The sequence below is a fragment of the Caulobacter sp. 05L422 genome, assembly GCF_056397765.1.
Window position 1 is genome coordinate 81,221 of sequence record NZ_JBFTOB010000016.1, and the last position, 20,992, is coordinate 102,212.

The following is a 20,992-nucleotide window of genomic DNA, read 5'->3' on the forward strand; positions in this document are numbered from 1 at the left end:
TTGACCCGACCTCGTTTGTCTGGAACGAAAAGCATCACATGTGACGTGTCGCGTCAAATATGAAAACAAAAGCGACGCGGGGAGAGGAGACCATCCGATGCGGCATTGCCTGGCGCTGGACCTGCATGACGACCCCGAGACGATCGCGACCTATGTGCGCTGGCACGCGCCCGGCGGCCCGCCCGCGGCGGTCACCCGCTCGATCCGGGCGGCGGGCATATTGGAGATGCAGATCTGGCTGACCGGCTCGCGGCTGTTCATGATCATGGAGACCGGACCGGGCTTCTCGCCGGAGGCCAAGGCCGCGGCGGACGCCGCCGATCCGGACGTGCAGGCCTGGGAGGCGATGATGGGCGCTCTTCAGAAGACCCTGCCCTGGGCGGGTCCGGGCGCAAAATGGACGCCGGCGGCCTGCATCTTCGATCTGGCCGAACACGGATGATCCGCCGGCCGGCGAGGCGTTGGTCGCGTTCTAGACCCGCTTCGTCGAACGATGTTTCCCCGTTGAAACATTTCCGGTGTTGGGTCATGCGGTAATGGGCTCACCCCCCAAGGGCGCACGAAGGCTCGCGCCCGCCCGCTCCCCCGCCTGTTTTGACGGAGACCGCCCGCATGTGTGACGACGACATCCACCCCGGCCTGATCTACGACCCCCGCCTGTCGCGCCGGACCTTCGGCCTGGCCGCCGCCGCGCTGGGCGGCGTCGCCGCCACCGCCGCCCAGGCCCAGAGCCCCGTGGTCGAGAAGGACGTCGAGATCAAGACGGCCGACGGCGTGGCCGACGCCGCCCTGTTCTATCCCGAGGGCAAGGGCAGCTGGCCGGCCGTGCTGATCTGGCCCGACGTTCTGAGCCTGCGGCCGGCGTTCCGCGACATGGGCAAGCGCCTGGCCGCGGCCGGCTACGTGGTGCTGGTCGTCAACCTCTACTACCGGGTCAAGAAGGCGCCGGTGATCGAGCAGAGCTTCGACTTCTCCAAGCCCGACGACCGCGCCAAGCTGGCCCCCATGCGGGCCACGGTGACGCCCGACGGCACCGACCGCGACGCGGCGGCCTACATCGCCTTCCTCGACGCCCAGCCCCAGACCAACAAGGGCAAGAAGGTCGGCGTCCAGGGCTATTGCATGGGCGGTCCGCTGTCGTTCCGCACCGCCGCGGCGGTGTCGGGCCGCATCGGGGCCGTGGCCAGCTTCCACGGCGGCGGCCTGGTCACCGACCAGCCGACCAGCCCGCACCTGCTGATCCCCAAGACCCACGCCGACTACCTGATCTGCGTCGCCGACAACGACGACAAGCAGGACCCGACCGTGAAGGACAAGCTGAAGGCGGCCTTCGCCGAGGCCAAGCGTCCGGCCAAGGTCGAGGTCTACGAAGGCGCGGCCCACGGTTGGACCGTCAAGGGCAGCGCCGTCTATAACGAGCCCGCCGCAGAGAAGGCCTGGGCCGAGCTGCTGGCCCTGTACAAGAAGGCGCTGGCCTAGGGTTTCCCGGACGAAAAAGGAGCGTGGCGTTGGCCGCCACGCTCCAAGTGTCCGAGGTCGATGGCGAGCGGGAGGTCGGCTCGGCGGCCATCACGCCGAAGCGATCGTTCGTCAGAACCTCAGGCTCAGCGACGCGCCGTAGGTCCGGGGCTTGCCGGGGAAGCGGACCACGACGTTGGCGTTGCTGCTGACCGCGCTCCAGTAATATTCGTCGGTGAGGTTGCGGCCCCACAGGGACAACTCCCAGCCCTTGGCGGGGTCCGATAGGCCGACGCTGGCGTTCAACAGGCCGTAGCTGTCGATCGCGAACAGCGGATTGCCCTCCAGATCGGCGGACGACTTGTCCTGCCAGCGGCCGTTCAGCGCCGCCCGCAGCTTCAGGCCGCTCGAAAGGTCGTGGTCGAACAGCGCCGTCAGCCCGCCCTGGAACTTGGGGCTGTAGAGGAACGGCCGGCCGTCGAAGTCCTGCGGCTGGCCGGCGGCGTTGATGCCGGTATAGCCCTGCACCTCGGTATGCAGCCAGGTGGCCGAGGCGATCAGGGTCAGGTCGCGCAGCGGCCGCCAGGTGATGTCGCCGTCCAGGCCGTAGGCCATCGACTCCGGCACGTTGGCCAGGCGGGCCAGGGCCGTATAGATCGGGTCGGCGAAATAGACGCTCAGCTGCTTGTCCGTGTAGTCGTAATAGAACGCGCTGACATTGGCCTGCAGCCTGTGGTCCAGCAGAGCCGCCTTCATCCCGACCTCGTAGGCGGTCAGCAGCTCCTGGGTGGCCGGGGCGTTCTGGGTCGAGATGTTGGCGGCGTTGATCGGCGTGACGCCGGCCTTGGCCCCGCGCGAGATGGAGCCGAACAGCAGGACGTCCTCGGTGGCCTTCCAGTCCAGGGCCACGCGCCAGGCCAGGTTGTCCTCGTCGAGCGTCGAGGCGACCAGGCCGAAGCTCTTCTTGACCGGGTCGAAGGTGTTGCACTGGCCCCGGCTGATCGGCGCGACAGGGCCATAGGCGGCGAAGAACAGCGCCCGGTTCACGACATTGACGTTGGGCAGCATGTTGCCGTTGAAGTCGCGCGAGCAGCCGGCGTAGTCCTGCTTGTCCTGGCTGTAGCGCACCCCCAGGGTCAGCTTCAGGTCGTTGGTCAGCTGGTGGTCGACATTGGCGAACAGGCTCCAGGTGTCGGTCTCGATGTTGCCGACGTCCTCGTAGGTGCGGAACGCCTGGTTCATCTGCAGGGCCGTATACCCGCCGCTGTTGAACGGCGTGGCCAGCAGGGTCGAGCCGGCGAAGCGCACCAGCCCGACATTGGCGTTCTGGCCCAGCAAGGTGCGATTGCTGTCCAGGATCTCGTCATGGGCGATATAGCCGCCGACCAGCCAGGCGCCCTTGTCGGTCTTGCCCTCGAAATGCAGCTCCTCGGCCGCGGACTCGATCTCGCCGTGGGCCTTCTGGACCAGGATCTCGTAGGGCGCGCCGCTCCAGTCGAACACCGCGTCGCGGGTCAGCTCGTTGTAGCTGGTCAGCGAGACCAGCCGCACCGAGTCGGTCAGGTCCCAGACCACCTTCAGCTTGAGCGCGTCCATCCGGTCGTCCTCGCGGGCCGGGCCGGCGATGCCAAGGCCCGTGCCGATGTCGGTTCCGCGGGCGGTGGGCGAGGCCCAGTCGGCCTGGCTGGCCTTGGTCGGCTGGTGCGTGGCGATGTAGTTGACCAGGCCCGGGGCGTTGAACGGGCTGGCCGCCGTGGCCGGGGTGAAGCCGATCCCCTGGGCGGCCACGGTGTCGGAGGTGTTGGTCCAGCCGGAATACGAGAAGTCGATCTCGACCTTGTCGCCCGGCTGGAAGGCCAGGGCGCCGCGCCAGCCCAGGCGGTGGTTCTCGCCCTGCCGTTCGCCGCGCGTGTTGCTGACCTGCCAGCCCTCGTCGCTGTCCTCCGAACGGAAGGCCAGCCGCGCTTGCAGCCCCTTGGCCAGCGGTCCGCTGACATAGCCCTCGAAATTGTGGGTCTGGTAGTTGCCGACCTCGCCGGTGACCGAGCCCTCGAAGGTCTCGCTGGGCTTGCTGGTCACGAAGTCGATCAGGCCGGCGGTGGTGTTGCGGCCGTAGAGCGTGCCCTGCGGTCCCTTCAGCACCTCGACCCGCTCCAGGTCGAACATCGGGCCGGTGTTCATGAACGGATAGGCGTAGGCGACCTCGTCGACATAGGTGCCGACCGTCGAGGTGGCCGACAGGTTGATGGTGTTGAAGCCGATGCCGCGCAGCGTATAGGTCGGCACGCCTTGATAGCTTTGCGAGACCGTGAAGCTGGGGGCGATGGCCGACAGGTCCTTGGGGTCGGTGACCCGCAACTGCTGGAGGGTCTCGCCGCTGAAGGCCTGGATCGGCATGCCGACGCTGTTGGCGGTCTCCTCGCGCCGTTGGGCGGTGACCACCAGGGTCTCGATGGTGAAGGGCTCGGCCTTCTGGCCCTGGGTCTGAGCCTGCCCTTGGGCCCAAGCGGGCGCGGCCGCCAGCAAGGCGAGCGCCGACGCACCGAGCGTCAGCGCCAAACGCGATGGTCCGGACATCCTAGTTCCTCCCTGATCGCCGCGCCTTCATGGGACGCTGGCTTTGGGACGGAGCGTGCGGGTCCGGCGTTGGGCGAACAAGCTATCGGAAATGATAGGGGTGGGGTTCAGAGACCGAGAATCTGGCGGGCGATGATGTCGCGCTGGATCTCGCTGGAGCCGCCGTAGATCGAGGCCGCGCGGTTGTTCAGGTAGCGGGCCATGGTGGTCAGGCCGTGCTCGGGGCCGATCGGCGCCAGGTTCGAGCCGGCCGCCCGCGCCTGCGGCTGGTGCGGGGCCATATACGGCCCCAGCGTGTCGGTCGCCAGTTCGTCCAGACGCTGCAGGGCTTCGGATCCCTGCAGCTTGAGCAGCGACGAGGCCGGGCCGGGACCGGCGCCGCCGGCCAGGGCGCTGAGCACCCGCCGTTCGGAGATGTCGATGGCCAGGGTCGCGATCTGGGCTTCGGCCAGGCGGCGGCGGTGATGCGGATCATCGAGCAGGCGGTCGGTCTCGTCGCCGGCCTCCAGCCCGGCCGAGGTCCGCAGGCGCTCCAGCATGGCCTCCAGGCCAGGGGCGTAGCCGCCGCCACGCTCGAAGGTCAGCAGGTGCTTGGCCACGGCCCAGCCCTGGTTCTCCTCGCCCAGCCGGTCGGCGACCGGGGTGCGGGCCGCGTCGAAGAACACCTGGTTGACCTCGTGCTCGCCGGCCAGGGTGACGATCGGCTTCACGCTGATCCCGGGATTGTCCATGTCGATCAGCAGGAAGGTGATCCCGGCCTGGGGGCGGCCCTCGGTGGAGGTGCGGACCAGGCAGAACATCCGGTTGGCCCAGTGGGCGTGGGTGGTCCACAGCTTGGAGCCGGTCAGGACATAGTCGTCGCCGTCTCGTTCCGCGCGCAGCGACAGGGCGGCCAGGTCCGACCCCGCGCCGGGTTCGGAATAGCCCTGGCACCAGTAGTCCTCGCCCGAGAGGATGCGCGGCAGGTAGTGCGCCTTTTGAGCCGGCGTGCCGAACGCCATGATCGCCGGCGCCACCATCTTCAGCCCCATCGGCGCCAGGGCGGGCGCGCCGGCCCGGGCGCATTCGGCGGCGAAGACGTGGCGCTGCATCTCGCTCCAGCCAGGACCGCCGTGCTCCTCCGGCCAGGACGGCGCGGCCCAGCCTTGGGCGTGCAGGATCTTCTGCCAGGCCAGGCTGTGGGTCCTGTCGCAGAAGACGCTGGTCATCCGCCGCCCGGCCTGGGCCAGCTCAGGCGTCAGGTGGGCGGCGAGGAAGGCGCGGACCGCGTCGCGAAAGGCCAGGTCCTTGGCCGACAGTTCAAGCTCCACCCCACGCACCTCGCCACGCGGGCGCGCCGCTGCCGCCCGCCGGAAAGCTCGCCAAGGGCGCCGGCCGGCGCAAGCTATCGGAACTGATAGGGGGCTTCCCCAGGGGGATCGTTGCGCCCCGCGCCGGGCGGGATCATCGTCCAGGCGTTGCGATGAGCAAGGGTGGGACGATGAGCGCCGAGCGCGCGCCCGGGGCCACGGGGTTTGCGGATCTGGAGCTGGTCGAACGGCTGGCGCGCGAGATCGACGCGCTGGGCCGCGAGGTCGGCCTGCCGTTCATCGCCGTCAGCGCCGACATCTCTAGTCCCCGACCGATGGTTGGAGCTGATGCGAGGCCCCTGGCCGAGACCCTGTTCCGCTGGATCGACCCGACGCTGGAATACTGGCGCGACCGGGCCTTCGCCCTACGCGCGCCGTTCGTCTTCGCCACCCGCCTGACGTCCGAGCCGTTCTACTTCCAGGACGGCCGGCTGCAGACTTGGCGGCCGACCGGCTGGACCCAGGCGATGGGGGCGATCGATCCGGGCGACATGTTCGGCGTCGCCACCGCGATCGTCGCCCCGGCCTATCAACCGCGCGGGGTGATCGGCGCGGTGGTCTGGGCCTCGCCGGACGCGAACGTCGACGTGGCCGAGGTCTTCGCGACGCGGGCCTGCGAGTTCCACCTGCTGGCCCTGCGCCTGACCGGGGCCTACCAGGAGGCGGCGCTGGGCGCGCGCAAGGACATGGCCCGGCTGACCCGGCGCGAGATCCAGTGCCTGAAATGGGCCGCGGCGGGCAAGACCGACGGCGAGATCGCCGCCATCGTCCAGATCGCCACCCCGACGGTCCGCTTCCACATGATCAACGCCGCCGACAAGCTGGGTGTGGCCGGCCGTTCCCAGACCGTCCACCGGGCGGCGACGCTGGGCTATATCGGGGCGGTCGGAGGCGGATAACGCCGCGATCCGAAATCGTGCGTCCCGGCTGAAATGTTCAAGCCCGGCAGGCGGTCGCGGCCCAGGTTGGCGCCCTCATCTGGAGCCCTGCCATGAAACGTCTTGTCCTTTGGGTCGCCGCGCTGTTCGCGCTGGCCGGCGTCGCCCACGCCGAGATGCCGGCCTTCCCGGCGTCGTTCAAGACCCAGGAGATCACCACCAACGGCACGACCATCCACGTCCGGGTCGGCGGCAAGGGCCCGGCCGTCGTGCTGCTGCACGGGTACGGCGAGACCGGCGACATGTGGGCGCCGATGGCCGCCGACCTGGCCCGCGACCATACGGTGATCGTGCCCGACCTGCGCGGCATGGGGCTGTCGACCAAGCCGGCCGGCGGCTACGACAAGAAGACCCAGGCCGGCGACGTGGCGGGCGTCCTGGACACCCTGAAGATCGACAAGACCGACGTGGTCGCCCACGACATCGGCAACATGGTCGCCTACGCCTTCGCGGTGCAGAACCAGAAGCGCGTGACGCGCCTGGTGCTGATCGACGCCCCGGTGCCCGGCGTCGGGCCGTGGGAAGAGATCCTCAAGAACCCGCTGCTGTGGCACTTCCGGTTCGGCGGACCCGACATGGAGCGCCTGGTCGCCGGCCGCGAGCGCATCTATCTGGACCGCTTCTGGAACGAGTTCTCGGCCACGCCGGCCAACTTCACCGAGGACGCCCGCGTCCACTACGCCGCGCTCTATGCCCGCCCGGGCGCCATGCACGCCGGCTTCGAGCAGTTCCACGCCTTCGACCAGGACGCCGTCGACAACAAGGCCTTCCTGGCCCAGTACGGCAAGCTGACCATGCCGGTGCTGGCCCTGGGCGGCGAGAAGTCGTTCGGCCCGATGATGGCCACGGTGATGCGCGCGGCGGCCGATAACGTCACCGAGGGCGTGGTCCCCGCGTCGGGCCACTGGATCATGGAAGAGAACCCCAAGGCGACCATCGGCCTGGTGCGTCCGTTCCTGGACAAGCCCCTGTGAGAGCGGCCGCTCTAGGCGCCATCACGATCCTGCTGGCGGCGTCGGGCGCCGTCGCCGCGCCCAGCGCCGAGCTGCGCCTCACCCCGGCCGAGATCGCCGCCTTGGCCCAGGGCGGGGCGGGTCCGGGATCCTCCGGCGTCGCCGGCATCCAGACCTCGGTCCTGGCCGGCGATCCGACCAAGCTCGGGCCCTACACGATCCGGCTGTCGGCTCCGGCCAACACCCGGATCGCCGCCCACAGCCACCGCGACGAGCGCACGGCGGTGGTGGTCTCGGGCACCTGGTTCTTCGGCTATGGCGACAAGGCCGACGAGGTCAAGGTCAAGGCCCTGCCGCCGGGCAGCTTCTACACCGAGCCGGCGGGCGACCATCACTTCGCCCTGACCCGGGACGAGCCGGTGGTGGTCTACATCTTCGGCCAGGGCCCGACCGACACGGTCTATGTCGACCCGGCGGCCGCCCCTAAGCCGAAACCCTAGGGGGCGCGTGCAGATCGACCTCCTCGACCAGGAAGTCGATCAGCGCCCGCACCCGGCTGGGCAGTTGGCCGCCGTGGCCGACATAGACCGCATGGACCTCCTCGACGTCGCCGGGATTGTAGGCCTCCAGCACCGGGACCAGCCGGCCGCTGGCGAGGTCGTCGCCGAGGTGGAAACGGGCCAGCCGGGTCAGGCCCTGGCCGACCAGGGCCAGGTGGCGCGAGGTCTCGCCGTCGCCCGAGGTGACGTCGCCATGCACCAGCAACGACACCCGCTCGCCGTCCTCGACGAACGGCCACTTGTCGCAGTGGCGGCTGAAGTTGAAGCCGATGCAGTTGTGGGCGGCCAGGTCATGGGGTGTTTTCGGAACGCCGTGGCGGGCCAGGTAGGCGGGCGAGGCGACCACGGCCGAGGCGCTTTCCCCCAGCTTGCGGGCCATCAGCTGCGAGGCCCGCATCGGCCCGACCCGTATGGCGACGTCGGTGCGGGCGTCCATCAGGTCCACCACCGTGTCGCTGAGCACGATGTCGAGGATCACCTTCGGATACAGCGCCGAGAACTTCGGGACCAGCGGCAGCAGGTGGTGCAGGCCGAACGCGACGTTGGAATTGATCCGCACCCGGCCGCGCGGGCTGGTGTTGGCGGCCACCGCGCTTTCAGCCTCGTCCAGGTCGGCCAGCACGCGCAGGGTCCGCTCATGGAACAGCTGACCCTCCGCCGTCAGGGTCAGCTTGCGGGTCGAGCGGTTGATCAGCCGCGCGCCCAGCCGCGCCTCCATCCGGCTGATCAGCTTGCTGACCGCCGAGGGCGTCATCTTCAGCTCGCGCGCCGCCGGCGAGAAACCGCCCAGCTCCACGGCCCGGGCGAACACCTCCATCTCGCCCGAGCGATTGATCTCCAATCTGGCCATTTTTGACTTGAACTCACAGATGCGTGTCTTTCCACCAGTCTAATTCATAGGATGGGAAGGGACTACCTCAGCGGCTCGAAATCGTTCCGGAGCCCTGGCCGTGCCTCTCGCCCTCTACGCCCTGACCGTCGGCGCCTTCGGGATCGGCGTCACCGAATTCGTCATCATGGGTCTGCTGATGCAGGTCTCGTCCGATCTGGGGGTCTCGATCCCGCAGGCCGGCCTGCTGATGACCGGCTACGCCCTGGGCGTGTTCGTCGGCGCGCCGATCCTGACGATCGCCACCCGCCGCCTGCCGCGCAAGACCACCTTGCTGGTGCTGATGGCGATCTTCACGATCGGCAACATCGCCGCCGCCCTGGCCCCGACCTACGGCCTGCTGATGGCCGCGCGGATCGTCACCGCCCTGGCCCATGGCACCTTCTTCGGCGTCGGCTCGTTGGTCGCCGTCAGCCTGGTTCCGCCCCAGCGCAAGGCCTCGGCCATCGCCGTCATGTTCACCGGCCTGACCCTGGCCACCCTGCTGGGCGTGCCGTTCGGCTCGTGGCTGGGCCTGGCGTTCGGCTGGCGCTCGACCTTCTGGGCGGTGGGCGCGATCGGCCTGGTCGCCTTCGCCGTGCTGGCCGCCCTGGTCCCGCCCGAGAAGGAAACCGCCGAGCCGGCCCCGCTGCGCGAGGAGTTCACCGTCCTGGCCCGGCCGCAGGTGCAGATGGGTCTGCTGACGACCGTCCTGGGCTTTGGCGGCGTGTTCGCGGTCTTCACCTACATCCAGCCGATCCTGACCGAGCTGGCCGGCTTCTCGAAGGAAGCCGTCTCGCCGATCCTGCTGGTGTTCGGCGCGGGCCTGGTCGGCGGCAACCTGGTCGGCGGCCGCTGGGCCGACAAGGCCCTGGCCCCGGCCTTGCTGGGAACCCTGGCCATCCTGACGGTGGTGCTGGTCGCCTCGGCCTTCGGCTTCCACGACCGGATCGGGGCGGTGGTCGCCGCCTTCGGCCTGGGCGCGGCCGCCTTCGCCACCGTCGCGCCGCTGCAGATGCGGGTGCTGTCGCAGGCCGGCGGCGCGGGCCAGGGCCTGGCCTCCAGCCTGAACATCGCCGCCTTCAACCTGGGCAACGCGTTCGGCGCCTGGCTGGGCGGGGCGGTGATCGCCCACGGCCCGGGCTTGGCCGCCGTCCCCCTGGTCGCCGCCGCCGTGCCCCTGTCGGCCCTTGCCCTGGCCGCCTTCAGCCTCTCTGTTGAGCGCCGCGCCCCCCGCGTCGCCGCCCTCTGATCTAAAAAGGACGTCGGATCATGGAATACCGCCAACTCGGAAAATCGGGCCTGAAGGTCCCGGCCCTCAGCTTCGGCGCGGGCACCTTTGGCGGCCAGGGGCCGCTGTTCAGCGCCTGGGGCGACACCGACGCCGCCCAGGCCCGCCGGATCATCGAGATCTGCCTGGAAGCCGGGGTGAACCTGTTCGACACCGCCGACGTCTATTCGAACGGCGCCTCGGAAGAGATCCTCGGCGCGGCCCTGGAAGGCCTGCGCGACCGCGCCCTGATCTCGACCAAGCTGGGCCTGCCGACCGGCGACGGGCCGCTGGATCGGGGGACTTCGCGTCCGCGTCTGGTCCAGGGCGTCGAGGCGGCGCTGAAGCGCCTGCGCACCGACCGCATCGACCTGCTGCAGCTGCACGCCTTCGACGCCTTCACCCCGATCGAGGAGGTGCTGTCGGCCCTCGACGACCTCGTGCGGGCCGGCAAGGTGCTGCATGTCGGCGCCTCCAACTTCTCCGGCTGGCAGCTGATGAAGTCGCTGGCGCTGGCCGACCAGCACGGCTGGCCGCGCTACGTCGCCAACCAAGTCTACTACTCGCTGGTCGGCCGCGACTACGAGCACGAGTTGATGCCGCTGGGCATCGACCAGGGGGTCGGGGCCATGGTCTGGAGCCCGCTGGGCTGGGGCCGACTGACCGGCAAGATCCGTCGCGGCCAACCGCTGCCGCAGGTCAGCCGCCTGCACGAGACCGCCGACATCGGCCCGCCGGTCGACGACGAGCAGCTCTACGCGGTGGTCGACGCCCTGGACGAGATCGCCGCCGAGACCGGCAAGACCCTGCCGCAGATCGCCATCAACTGGCTGCTGCGCCGGCCCACGGTGTCCAGCGTGATCGTCGGGGCCCGCAACGAGGAGCAGCTGCGCCAGAACCTCGGCGCGGTGGGCTGGAGCCTGACGCCGGAGCAGGTGGCGCGCCTGGACGCCGCCAGCGCCGTGACCCCGGCCTATCCGCACTATCCCTACTGGCGCGAGGGCGGCTTCAAGATGGTCAATCCGCCGCCCGTCTGACCGCGAGTCGCTTGTCCGTACGCGCCCGAACGCTTGCACGATCGCGCACGGACAGGGGGGCAGCGCCGCGAAATGCGGCGCCGTCCGCAAGCTCCAGCGGCGCCGCGCGGCCAAACGCGCGGCGCCGTCGTGTTTGATTGACCCACCGGAAGCGGCCGTCTCGCATAGCCTCAACAACAGGCAACGAGGGGTCACGCATGCCGGTCAGCCGTCGCAGTTTCATTCAGGCCGTCGGTACGGCGGGCGGTTACAGCGCCGCCTTCACGGCCATGCAGGCGCTGGGCTTGCTCGCGCCCGCGACGGCCTTCGCCGGCGCCCCGCCGGACCTGGCCAAGGGCGGCGGCGGGGCGGGCGCCAAGGTGGTGATCCTGGGCGCCGGCGTGGCGGGCATGGCGGCGGCGTGGGAGCTGGGCAAGGCCGGTTACGACTGCACGATCCTGGAGGCCCGGGCCCGCACAGGGGGCCGGGTGTGGACGGTGCGCAAGGGCGACAAGATCGAGATGGCCGACGGCTCGCGCCAGGTCTGCCAGTGGGACGAAGGCCAGTACATGAACGCCGGCGCCGCGCGCCTGCCCAGCCACCACCAGATCGTCCTGGGCTATTGCCGCGAGCTGGGCGTGGAGCTGGAGGTCGAGGTCAATTCCAGCCGCAGCGCCCTGTTGCTGAACCCGATGGCCAACGACGGCAAGCCGATCCGGATGCGGACGGCGATCAACGACACCCGCGGCCACGTCTCCGAACTGCTGGCCAAGGCCATCAACAAGGGCGCGCTCGACGCCGAGCTGACCGCCGACGACAAGCAGCGGATGGTCGCCTTCCTCAAGACCTATGGCGACCTGTCGCCGGACCTCTTCTACAAGGGCTCGGAGCGGGCCGGCCTGAAGATCGAGCCCGGGGCCGGCGACGAACGTGCCACGCCCTACGATCCGATCAGCCTGAAGGCGCTGCTGGACGAGGATCTCTGGAACGGCGTGCTGTTCGAGGAGACCATCGACATGCAGGCCACCATGTTCCAGCCCAAGGGCGGCATGGACATGATCCCGCACGCCTTCGCCAAGGCCTTGGGCCCCAAGATCATCAAGCGCCAGTGCGAGGTGCGCCAGATCCGCAAGACGGGCAAAGGGGTCAAGATCGCCTATCACGACAAGGTCGCGAAACAGGACCTGACGATCGAGGCCGACTACTGCATCTCGACCATCCCGCTGCCGGTGCTGGCCAAGATCGACGCCGATTTCAGCCCGGCCTACAAGACGGCCATCGCCCGCACGCCCTATCGCGACAGCATCAAGATCGCCTGGCAGGCCCCGCGCTTCTGGGAGGGGCCCAAGTACCAGATCTATGGCGGCCTCTCGTTCGTGAAGGGCCCCAGCAACATGGTCTGGTATCCCAGCTACGGCCTGCATTCGAAGACCGGGGTGATCCTGGGGGCCTATGCCGGCGGCCGGGCGGCGGATCAGCTGGCCAAACTTTCCCGGGCTGAGCAGATCGAGCACACCCGCAAGGTCATCGAGGCCATGCACCCGGGCTGCGGCAAGCTGCTGGAAAAGCCGATGCAGGTGCAGTGGGCGCAGGTGCCCTACACCCAGGGCATCGGGGTGGGCTGGGCCAGCGACGACGAGCCGGACTATCACCTGCTGGGCCAGCCGGACGGGCCGATCCACTTCGCCGGCGAATATCTCAGCCACGTCGGGGCCTGGCAGGAAGGGGCGATCCGCGCCGCCCACCGCGCCATCGTCATGCTCGACGCCCAGCACCGTAAGGGCCAGCCGGTGACCGCTCAGCGGGTCATCTGACCCGCAGGCTGACGACTATCTCGCGCCGGTCTTCATCAGGGCGGCGCGAGACGGCAGCAACTGGGCCATGAACGGCAGCAAGGCTGCGCCCACCGCCGGTCCATCGGCCGAGGTGGCGGCCCGCTCGACCTTGGCCAGGGCCGGCACGTCCGCGATCCCGGCCAGGCGGGCGTTGACCGCGGCCACCAGGCGATCGATCAGGTCGTCGGGCAGGCGGCCGCCGACATAGATGGCTTCGGGATTGACCACGCAGCTGATCGCCACGAACGGCTGGGCCAGCAGCTCGGCGCTCAGCGCGATCCAGTCCTCGACCAGGGCCTGGCCCTGCGGCGTCAGGTCGGTCAGCTGGTCAGGCCGGGTCACCACGATCCCGCCCGCCTCCAGGTGGGCGTAGAGCGCCGACAGCGACACCACTTCCTGCAGCGAGCGGGCCTTGGTCTTGGGCGAGCTGACCGGCAGGAAGCCGATCTCGCCGCTGCGGCCCTGGGCCCCGCGGAAATAGTCGCCCTCGACCACCAGGCCGCCGCCCAAGCCCGACGACACCAGGACGTAGAAGAAGCTGGGCCGGCGTAGGCCATGGCCGAACTGCAACTCGCCCAGGGCGGCCGCGGCGGCGTCGTTCTCCAGGAACACCGGCAGGGGCAGGATGTCGGCCATCAGCTTGCCGATGTCGGCCGTGCTCCAGACGTCGTATTTCTCGGGCCGATGCGGCAGGTCCACCCGGCCCAGGTCGTCGGGCAGGGCCACGCCGATCCCCGACAGGCGCGGCGGCTGGCCCTTCCAGGCGCCCAGCATCTTGCGGATCTGGGTCTTGCAGAACTTGGCCACGTCGGCGGGCAGCGGGAACTCGATTTCCTGGCTGGCCCGGGCCCGCACGGCGCCCAGCAGGTCCAGCATGACGATCGTGATGTGGTCGCGGTCGATGTTGACGCCGATCGACAGGCAGCCGTCGGGGTTTATCGTCAGGTTCATGGCCGGCTGGCCGCGCGCGCCCTGCACGCGTCCGGCTTCCAGGATCAGCCCGTCGTCCAGCAGGCGCTTGGTGATGTTGGCCACGGCGGGCGGGGTCAGGCCGCTGATCTGGGCCAGGGTCACGCGGGTGATCGGGCCGTTGACCCGGATGGCCTGCAGGATGACCCGCTGATTGTGGTCGCCGACCCGTTCGAGATTGGCGCCCGACAGGCTGGCGCCGGCGGTGCGCTTCCGGTTCGATTTCCGCGAGACTTCCAAGGACGGCATTCGACAACCTTCGACCAGAGGCCCTAGTAGCATCGCGGCGCGGGTGGTGGCGATAGCGGCGCCGCTATCCGCGAATTATTTAAATTGCTTTCTTTATTCGAGGCTGCTGACTATGAGGCAAGCTGGAAGCGCGCCGAGGCGCGCGCACAAGAAAAGCGGCGAATGGGCGGCTGGAGGACTGCGGGTTTGATTCAGGTTGGCGTGGATTTTGGTGGCACGAAGATCGAGGCCGCCGCCCTGTCGCCGGATGGTCGGTTCCTGGCCCGCGTACGCGCCCCCAATCCCGGATCCTACGACGCCGCCATCGCCACGGTCCGCGACCTGATCGGCCAGGCCGAGCAGAAGGCCGGCGGTCGGGGCACGATCGGGGTCGGCGCGCCCGGCTCGGTGTCGCCGCGCACCGGCGTGATGCGCAACGCCAACTCCACCTGGCTGAACGGCCGCCGGTTCCGCGAGGACCTGGAAGCGGGTCTGGGTCGCTCGGTGCGGCTGGCCAACGACGCCAACTGCCTGGCCTTGTCCGAGGCCGTCGACGGCGCGGCGGCGGGCTTGGCCGGGGTCTTCGCGGTGATCATCGGCACCGGCTGCGGCGGCGGCCTGGCGATCGACGGCAAGCTGGTCGAGGGCGCCAACGGCGTGGCCGGCGAGTGGGGCCACACGCCCCTGCCCTGGCCCAAGCCGGAAGAATCGCCGGGCCCGGCCTGCTGGTGTGGCCGTCACGGCTGCCTGGAGACCTGGATTTCCGGAACCGGTTTCCGCCGCGACCACGCCGAACGCACCGGCCAGGCCCTGACCGGCGAAGAGATCATCGCCGCCGCCCGGGCCGGCGACGCCGAGGCCCAGGCCAGCTTCGACCGCTATCTCGACCGCCTGGGCCGCGGCCTGGCGGTGATCTGCGACATCGTCGATCCGGACGCCTTCGTGTTCGGCGGCGGGCTGTCGAACGTCGACGAGCTGTACGAGCGCCTGCCGGCCTTCATCGAGCCGCACGTGTTCTCCGACGGCTGGCGGGCGCGGCTGGCCCCGGCCAAGTGGGGCGATTCCTCGGGCGTGCGCGGCGCCGCCCGCCTTTGGACCCCGGCCGAGGCCGCCGGCCATGCCGCGGCCTGACCGCCGCGCCTTCGCCCCCCTGGTCCTCTGGACCGCCCTGCTGGCTTTCGGGTCGGCGGAAACCGCCTTCGCCGATGACCGCGTCGACGTCACGCTCACCGGAGGGACGATCCGGGGCGAGGCGCGCGGCGTCGGCGCGGTGTTTCGCGGCCTGCCCTTCGCCGCGCCGCCGGTTGGTGATCGGCGCTGGAAAGCGCCGGCGGCCGCCCAGCCCTGGACCGGAGCCCGCGATGCGACGATGTCGGGCGCGCCCTGCCTGCAACGCTCCTATGGCTGGAACGCCAAGGACGCCGCCGACAGCCGCGAGGACTGCCTCTATCTCGACATCCGCACCCCGGCCCTGAAGCCCGCCGCGCCGCTGCCGGTCATGGTCTGGATCCACGGCGGGGCCAATCGGGCCGGATCGGCGCGGGGCACGGTCGAGTCCAGCCTGGTCGAGCAGGGCGTGGTGCTGGTCTCGATCCAGTACCGCCTGGGCGCCTTCGGCTTCCTGTCGCATCCCGGCCTGACCGCCGAGGGCGGCGGTGCTTCCGGCAACTACGCCCTGATGGACCAGATCGCCGCCCTGCGCTGGGTGCGCGACAACATCGCCCGTTTCGGCGGCGACCCCGGCAACGTGACGATCTTCGGCCATTCGGCCGGGGGCCAGAACGTGGGCCTGCTGATGCTGGCGCCCGAGGCGCGCGGCCTGTTCCACAAGGCCATCGAGCAGAGCGGCACGGCGGGCTTCGGCCTGCCGCCGCGATCCCTGGCGCGGAACGAAAAGCTGGGCGAGGACCTGGCGCGGGCGCTGGGCGTCAAGGACCTGGCCGGGCTTCGCGCGGCGACCGGTCCGGCCGTGCTCGACGCCGCCGACGGCCTGAAGCCGCCGATCGCGGACGACGGCTTCGTCTGGCTGCAGGCGGTGGTCGACGGGGTGGTGATCCGCGAGCCGCCGGCCAAGACCCTGGCCGCCGGTCGCCAGGCCCGTGTTCCGCTGATCATCGGCAACAGCGCCAACGAGCTGTCGCTCCATGGTGGGGCGGCCAACGCCCGGAACTGGATCAGCGCCGAGTACGGCCCCGGCGCGGGTCGCGCCCTGGCGCTCTACGGGATCAAGGACGGGGAGACGGTCTCCGACCAGACCGCCGACCAGATCGCCGCCGACACCGGCTTTCGCTGCCCGGCGATCTGGGTCGCCGCGCGCCAGGTCGAGACCGGCGCGCCCGTCTGGCGCTACGAACTGAAGGCGGCCGCGCCAGGGTCGGGACCCGTGCGCCACGGCTCGGAACTAGCGTTCGTGTTCGACACGCCGCCGGCCGGATCCACCCCGCACACCTGGCCTGGCCTGCAAGCCCATTGGGCCAATTTCGCGCGCACCGGCAATCCGAACTGGGCCGGATCGATTCCCTGGCCAACCGCCGGCGCGATGGGGGTCGTGCAGGATTTCACCCCATCGGGCGCCTTCCCGTCTCGAGGCGGCCACGAGGCGCTCTGCCGTTTGCTGCCACGACCCTGACGCCGACCCGACACTGACGAAGCGGCCCGCAGAGGCCGTCCCATCGAGGAGGAAACATGATGCGCCACCAGATCCGCCGGATTTCACGCCTGTCGCTGCTGGCCTCCTGCGCCCTGCTGGTCGCGGTGTCGGCCGGCGCCCAGTCCGTTTACGGACCTTACAACGCCGATCTGCCGCGCGGCGGCGACGGCCTGGTCAAGCCGCTGGCGGGAAGCCCGCTGCCGGCGCAAGGGCCATGGTCGTTGCAGGGCTGGATCTCGCCGACGAACGCGCCCGCCGGACGGGTCGTGGTGGCGGGGGTCGGTGACCCGACGAGCGGCGGCCGCTTCATCGTGCTCGACGACGGAGCGCCGGCCATCTCGACCGGCGCCGCGACCGTGAAAGGCTCGGACGTGCTGAAGCCGGGCGTCTGGGCCCACGTCGCGGCGGTGTCGGACGGGACGAAGGTCACGCTCTATGTCGACGGGGCCAAGGTCGGGGAGGGGGCGGCGGCGCCGGTCGCTCCGGCCACGACCGTGCAGCTGGGCCCGCGCAAGCCGGCCGGGACCGCGCCGTTCGGCGGCAGGGTCGCCGGCTTCACCGCTCAGGCGGGCGCCTTGACGCCGGCCGAGCTCAAGGCCCTGGCGGCGGCCAAGCCCGATCCGGCGCTGACGGTGTACGAACCCGGCAGCCCGACCTGGCCGGTGCAGGTGCGCCAGATGTACGGCCAGGTCACGCCGCAGGACGCCTGGACACGGCCCAGGAGCAAGGCGCCGATCTCCAAGCCGGTAGCCGTCGCGCCCTATGCCGGTCCAGCGCTGGTGCCCGCCCCCGCCACGGAAGGCGCTGACGCCTGGACCCTGAAGCGCTGGTCGCTGGTCGAGGCGCCGAAAATCACCGCCCCGAAAAATGGGAATCCCGGGACAGCGCTGTCTAAGCCCGGCTACGACGCCAAGGCCTGGTACGCGGCCACGGTGCCCGGCACGGTGCTGACCACCCTGGTCGATCGTGGCGTCTATCCGGACCCGGACTATGCGCTGAACAACACCGCCATCCCCGAGAGCCTGAACAAGCAGGACTACTGGTACCGCAGCGAGTTCATCGCGCCCAAAAGCGAGGATAGCGGCCAGGACGGCCGCCACCAGCAGCTGATCTTCAAGGGGATCAACTACGCCGCCGAGATCTGGCTGAACGGCGAGAAGCTGGGCGACCTGAAGGGCGCCTTCATCCGCGGCCAGTTCGATGTCACCGGCAAGCTGAAGCCCGGCGTCGCCAACGCGATCGCCGTCAAGGTCTCTCCGCCGCCGCATCCGGGCCTGGCCCACGAGGAGTCCCTGACCGCCGGGGTCGGCGAGAACGGCGGGATGCAGGCCTTGGACGGCCCGACCTTCATCGCCAGCGAGGGCTGGGACTGGATCCCCAGCGTCCGCGACCGCAACACGGGCCTCTGGCAGGACGTGGTGCTGCGCTCGACCGGCCCGGTGCGGATCGGCGACAGCCATGTGGTCACCACGCTTCCGAAAGCCGACAACAGCGTCGCCGAGGTCGAGATCACCGTGCCGGTCGAGAACCTGACCGACGCGTCCGTTCAAACCGTCGTGCGCGCCGCCTTCGACACCGTCGCCGTCGAGAAGACCGTCACCGTGGCGCCTGGTCAGGGCGAGGTGGTGTTCAGGCCCGCCGACTTCCCGCAGCTGTCGGTGAAGAACCCCGAGCTGTGGTGGCCCAACGGCTACGGCGCCCAGACCCTGTACGGCCTGCGCCTGATCGCCTCGGTCGACGGCAAGGTCAGTGACCAGAAGGACAGCCGCATCGGCCTGCGCCAGATGACCTACGAGCTGTCGCTGATGGACAGCCACGGCGAGCTGCGCCGGGTCGAGGTCGACTATTCCAGGGCCCGCCAGCTGGGCCAGGACGTCACCGACGGCAGCCACGAGGGCATCCGCAAGGTCGCCGACGGCTGGGCCACCTCGCTGACCAAGGTCGGCGAGACCTCGCCGGCGGTGAGGGACGTGCCCGACACCGGCCTGACGCCGTACCTTGTTCTCAAGGTCAACGGCGTGAAGATCGCCGCGCGCGGCGGCAACTGGGGCACGGACGACTGGCGCAAGCGTGTCTCCCGCGAGCGGCTGGAGCCCTATTTCCGCCTGCACAAGGACGCCCACCTCAACACCATCCGCAACTGGGTGGGGCAGAACACCGAGGACGTCTTCTACGACCTGGCTGACGAGTACGGCCTGCTGGTGCTGAACGACTTCTGGGCCTCGACCCAGGACTACCAGCTGGAGCCGCAAGACGTGCCGCTGTTCCTGAAGAACGCCGCCGACGTGATCAGCCGCTATCGCAACCACCCCTCGATCGCCCTGTGGTTCGGCCGCAACGAAGGCGTGCCGCAGCCGATCCTCAACGAGGGGCTGGAGGCGCTGGTCCACGACCTGGACGGCACCCGCTGGTACACCGGCAGCTCCAACCGGGTGAACCTGCAGAACAGCGGGCCCTATAACTATCGCGAGCCCGAGACCTATTTCACCGAGCACGCCAAGGGCTTCTCGGTCGAGGTCGGCACGCCGTCGTTCCCGACCCTTGAGGCCTTCGAGGCCGCCGTGCCGGCCCCCGATCGCTGGCCGATCAGCGACGTCTGGGCCTATCACGACTGGCACCCCACCGGGAACGGCGCGACCAAGACCTTCATCGACGCCATGACCGCCAAGCTGGGCGCGCCGACCAGCCTCGAGGACTTCGAGCGCAAGGCCCAACTGATGAACTACGAGACGCACCGGGCGATCTTCGAGGGCATGAACCAGGAGCTGTGGACCAGGTCGTCGGGCCGCCTGCTGTGGATGACCCAGCCCGCCTGGCCCTCGACCATGTGGCAGATCCTCAGCCACGACTACGACACCCACGCCTCGTACTACGGGACCCAGAAGGGCTCGGAGATCGTCCACGTCCAGATGAGCCAGCCCGACCACCGGCTGGCCTTGGTCAACAACGGCCTGACGCCGATCACCGGTGCGACGCTGCGGGCCCGGGTCGTGGCGTTGGACGGCAAGATCCTGGCCGATCGGTCCTCGCGGATCGACACGGCCGCCAACAGCACGGCCCTGGGCGAGATGCTGGACCTGCCGCTGGACCAAGGCGCGGTGGTGGTGCGGCTGGACCTGACCGCCGCCGACGGGACGCTGTTGTCGAGCAACCTCTACTGGGCGGCCAGGGACGCCGAGGGCGAGCGCAAGCTGTCGGCCATGGCGGCCCAGCCGGTGTCGATCGCCGCGGCCTCGTCAGCCTCGGGCGCGGAGACCGTGGTCGCCGTGACCCTGGCCAACACCGGTTCGGCCCCGGCGCTGAACGGCAAGCTGACCCTGGTCGACGCCAAGGGCGCGCGGATCCTGCCGGCCTACTACGCCGACAACTACGTCTCGCTTCTGCCCGGCGAGCGGCGGACGGTGGAGATTCGCTATCCGGGCGCGGCGAGGGGCGGCGCCAAGGTCGAGCTGCGCGGCTGGAACGTGACCCCGGCCAAGGCGGAGGTGCGCTGATGCTGGATCGTCGCGCCCTGCTGACGGCCGGTCTCGGCGCGGTCCCCGGCCTCGCCCTGGCCCAGACCGCTGTCCCGCCCCAGTGGCCCTCGGAGGAGGAGCGGCTGCGCACCGACTGGCCGTTCCTGCAGCGCTACGCCGCCGAGAACGCCGCCGACCGCGACCTGCCGCCCGAGCGGCGGCGGGTGGTGTTCATCGGCGATTCGATCACCCAGGGCTGGCGAGACTTCCATCCGGCCTTCTTCGCCGACAACGGCCTGCTGGGGCGGGGCATCGGCGGTCAGGTGACGGCCCAGATGCTGGTGCGGTTCTGGCCGGACGTGGTCGCGCTGAAGCCGGCGGCCGTGCACATCCTGGCCGGGGTCAACGACATCGCCCAGAACGCCGGGCCCTACGACCCGGCCGCAACCCAGGCCAATCTGCAGGCCATGACGACGCTGGCCCAGGCCAGCGGGATCGCCGTGATCCTGGCCACGGTCACGCCGGTGGCGGAGTTTCCCTGGAAACCTGGCCTGGGCCCTACGGCCAAGGTCAGAGCCCTGAACGCCTGGTTGCGCGCCTACACGGCCGAACGCGGCGCGGTTCTGGCCGACTACACCCAGGTGCTGGATGACGGGGCGGGCGGCATGAAGCCGGGCCTGGCCTATGACGGGGTCCACCCCACCCGCGAAGGCTACGCCGCGATGGAGTCCGTCACCCTGGCGGCGATCGGTTCGGCCCTCGCCCGAAAGTGACCGCGAGAACGACGCCGGGCGTGACCTGAAAGCCGCATAACGAAAATCGATTTCGAAATCTCCTGTCCAAAGTTGACAGCGCTGTCGGTTGTC

At 70.0% G+C, this 20,992-nt stretch carries 16 protein-coding genes; 12 read left to right on the forward strand and 4 right to left on the reverse strand.

Annotated elements, in window-relative coordinates:
* Nucleotides 1–97 precede the first annotated feature (97 nt).
* Entirely contained in the window at nucleotides 98–442 is a 345-nt protein-coding gene (locus AC1DMQ_RS16255) for an L-rhamnose mutarotase (protein WP_477034589.1), read from the forward strand.
* 170 nt (nucleotides 443–612) lie between these two features.
* Complete coding sequence (locus tag AC1DMQ_RS16260; RefSeq protein ID WP_477034590.1) at nucleotides 613–1,479, forward strand: dienelactone hydrolase family protein; 867 nt, start codon at nucleotides 613–615, stop codon at nucleotides 1,477–1,479.
* Nucleotides 1,480–1,590: 111 nt separating this feature from the next.
* Here AC1DMQ_RS16260 and AC1DMQ_RS16265 read toward each other — a convergent pair whose 3' ends face one another.
* Both AC1DMQ_RS16265 and AC1DMQ_RS16270 read right to left on the reverse strand, forming a co-directional pair.
* Nucleotides 1,591–4,035, reverse strand: a complete 2,445-nt coding sequence (locus tag AC1DMQ_RS16265) for a TonB-dependent receptor (RefSeq protein ID WP_477034591.1) — start codon at nucleotides 4,033–4,035, stop codon at nucleotides 1,591–1,593.
* Between the two features lie 107 nt (nucleotides 4,036–4,142).
* Nucleotides 4,143–5,345 (reverse strand): acyl-CoA dehydrogenase family protein, encoded by a 1,203-nt coding sequence (locus AC1DMQ_RS16270; protein WP_477034592.1) that lies wholly within the window; start codon nucleotides 5,343–5,345, stop codon nucleotides 4,143–4,145.
* A gap of 170 nt (nucleotides 5,346–5,515) precedes the next feature.
* Here AC1DMQ_RS16270 and AC1DMQ_RS16275 point away from each other — a divergent pair, with 170 nt between their 5' ends.
* From AC1DMQ_RS16275 to AC1DMQ_RS16285, 3 genes are all read left to right on the forward strand, one after another.
* Nucleotides 5,516–6,283: a helix-turn-helix transcriptional regulator gene (locus AC1DMQ_RS16275; protein WP_477034593.1), complete on the forward strand. Its 768-nt coding sequence runs from the start codon at nucleotides 5,516–5,518 to the stop codon at nucleotides 6,281–6,283.
* 92 nt (nucleotides 6,284–6,375) lie between these two features.
* Nucleotides 6,376–7,296 carry an alpha/beta fold hydrolase gene (locus AC1DMQ_RS16280; RefSeq protein ID WP_477034594.1) on the forward strand — a complete coding sequence of 307 codons (921 nt, stop codon included), beginning with the start codon at nucleotides 6,376–6,378 and terminating at the stop codon, nucleotides 7,294–7,296.
* Entirely contained in the window at nucleotides 7,293–7,775 is a 483-nt protein-coding gene (locus AC1DMQ_RS16285) for a cupin domain-containing protein (RefSeq protein WP_477034595.1), read from the forward strand. Before AC1DMQ_RS16280 ends, AC1DMQ_RS16285 begins: the two co-directional genes overlap by 4 nt.
* Here AC1DMQ_RS16285 and AC1DMQ_RS16290 read toward each other — a convergent pair.
* Nucleotides 7,759–8,685, reverse strand: coding sequence for a LysR family transcriptional regulator (locus AC1DMQ_RS16290; protein WP_477034596.1), 927 nt, complete (start codon nucleotides 8,683–8,685; stop codon nucleotides 7,759–7,761). The genes AC1DMQ_RS16285 and AC1DMQ_RS16290 overlap by 17 nt on opposite strands.
* A gap of 100 nt (nucleotides 8,686–8,785) precedes the next feature.
* Here AC1DMQ_RS16290 and AC1DMQ_RS16295 point away from each other — a divergent pair, with 100 nt between their 5' ends.
* From AC1DMQ_RS16295 to AC1DMQ_RS16305, 3 genes are all read left to right on the forward strand, one after another.
* On the forward strand, nucleotides 8,786–9,955 hold the full coding sequence (locus AC1DMQ_RS16295) for an MFS transporter (protein WP_477034597.1): 1,170 nt from the start codon (nucleotides 8,786–8,788) through the stop codon (nucleotides 9,953–9,955).
* A 20-nt stretch (nucleotides 9,956–9,975) separates the two neighbouring features.
* A complete protein-coding gene (locus AC1DMQ_RS16300) occupies nucleotides 9,976–11,010 on the forward strand; it encodes an aldo/keto reductase (protein WP_477034598.1) in 1,035 nt (344 codons plus the stop codon).
* Nucleotides 11,011–11,207: 197 nt separating this feature from the next.
* A complete protein-coding gene (locus tag AC1DMQ_RS16305) occupies nucleotides 11,208–12,803 on the forward strand; it encodes a flavin monoamine oxidase family protein (RefSeq protein WP_477034599.1) in 1,596 nt (531 codons plus the stop codon).
* 15 nt (nucleotides 12,804–12,818) lie between these two features.
* On the opposite strand, the gene AC1DMQ_RS16310 is transcribed toward AC1DMQ_RS16305, so the two are convergent.
* Nucleotides 12,819–14,042: an ROK family transcriptional regulator gene (locus AC1DMQ_RS16310; protein WP_477034600.1), complete on the reverse strand. Its 1,224-nt coding sequence runs from the start codon at nucleotides 14,040–14,042 to the stop codon at nucleotides 12,819–12,821.
* Nucleotides 14,043–14,228: 186 nt separating this feature from the next.
* Here AC1DMQ_RS16310 and AC1DMQ_RS16315 point away from each other — a divergent pair, with 186 nt between their 5' ends.
* From AC1DMQ_RS16315 to AC1DMQ_RS16330, 4 genes are read left to right on the forward strand one after another with little or no spacing between them, the layout of a single operon-like run.
* Nucleotides 14,229–15,152, forward strand: a complete 924-nt coding sequence (locus AC1DMQ_RS16315) for an ROK family protein (protein WP_477034601.1) — start codon at nucleotides 14,229–14,231, stop codon at nucleotides 15,150–15,152.
* Nucleotides 15,139–16,650 carry a carboxylesterase/lipase family protein gene (locus AC1DMQ_RS16320; RefSeq protein ID WP_477034602.1) on the forward strand — a complete coding sequence of 504 codons (1,512 nt, stop codon included), beginning with the start codon at nucleotides 15,139–15,141 and terminating at the stop codon, nucleotides 16,648–16,650. Before AC1DMQ_RS16315 ends, AC1DMQ_RS16320 begins: the two co-directional genes overlap by 14 nt.
* Nucleotides 16,651–16,709: 59 nt before the next feature.
* Complete coding sequence (locus AC1DMQ_RS16325; protein ID WP_477034603.1) at nucleotides 16,710–20,165, forward strand: glycosyl hydrolase 2 galactose-binding domain-containing protein; 3,456 nt, start codon at nucleotides 16,710–16,712, stop codon at nucleotides 20,163–20,165.
* Complete coding sequence (locus AC1DMQ_RS16330; RefSeq protein WP_477034604.1) at nucleotides 20,165–20,899, forward strand: SGNH/GDSL hydrolase family protein; 735 nt, start codon at nucleotides 20,165–20,167, stop codon at nucleotides 20,897–20,899. The genes AC1DMQ_RS16325 and AC1DMQ_RS16330 overlap by 1 nt, the downstream gene beginning before the upstream one ends.
* Nucleotides 20,900–20,992: the final 93 nt, after the last annotated feature.

Bases quoted from the DNA above. Each gene is read 5' to 3' on its own strand.
- AC1DMQ_RS16255 (WP_477034589.1), top strand. From the start codon at position 98: ATGCGGCATTGCCTGGCGCTGGACCTGCATGACGACCCCGAGACGATC.
- AC1DMQ_RS16260 (WP_477034590.1), top strand. From the start codon at position 613: ATGTGTGACGACGACATCCACCCCGGCCTGATCTACGACCCCCGCCTG.
- AC1DMQ_RS16265 (WP_477034591.1), bottom strand. From the start codon at position 4,035: ATGTCCGGACCATCGCGTTTGGCGCTGACGCTCGGTGCGTCGGCGCTC.
- AC1DMQ_RS16275 (WP_477034593.1), top strand. From the start codon at position 5,516: ATGAGCGCCGAGCGCGCGCCCGGGGCCACGGGGTTTGCGGATCTGGAG.
- AC1DMQ_RS16280 (WP_477034594.1), top strand. From the start codon at position 6,376: ATGAAACGTCTTGTCCTTTGGGTCGCCGCGCTGTTCGCGCTGGCCGGC.
- AC1DMQ_RS16290 (WP_477034596.1), bottom strand. From the start codon at position 8,685: ATGGCCAGATTGGAGATCAATCGCTCGGGCGAGATGGAGGTGTTCGCC.
- AC1DMQ_RS16300 (WP_477034598.1), top strand. From the start codon at position 9,976: ATGGAATACCGCCAACTCGGAAAATCGGGCCTGAAGGTCCCGGCCCTC.
- AC1DMQ_RS16305 (WP_477034599.1), top strand. From the start codon at position 11,208: ATGCCGGTCAGCCGTCGCAGTTTCATTCAGGCCGTCGGTACGGCGGGC.
- AC1DMQ_RS16310 (WP_477034600.1), bottom strand. From the start codon at position 14,042: ATGCCGTCCTTGGAAGTCTCGCGGAAATCGAACCGGAAGCGCACCGCC.
- AC1DMQ_RS16320 (WP_477034602.1), top strand. From the start codon at position 15,139: ATGCCGCGGCCTGACCGCCGCGCCTTCGCCCCCCTGGTCCTCTGGACC.
- AC1DMQ_RS16325 (WP_477034603.1), top strand. From the start codon at position 16,710: ATGCGCCACCAGATCCGCCGGATTTCACGCCTGTCGCTGCTGGCCTCC.
- AC1DMQ_RS16330 (WP_477034604.1), top strand. From the start codon at position 20,165: ATGCTGGATCGTCGCGCCCTGCTGACGGCCGGTCTCGGCGCGGTCCCC.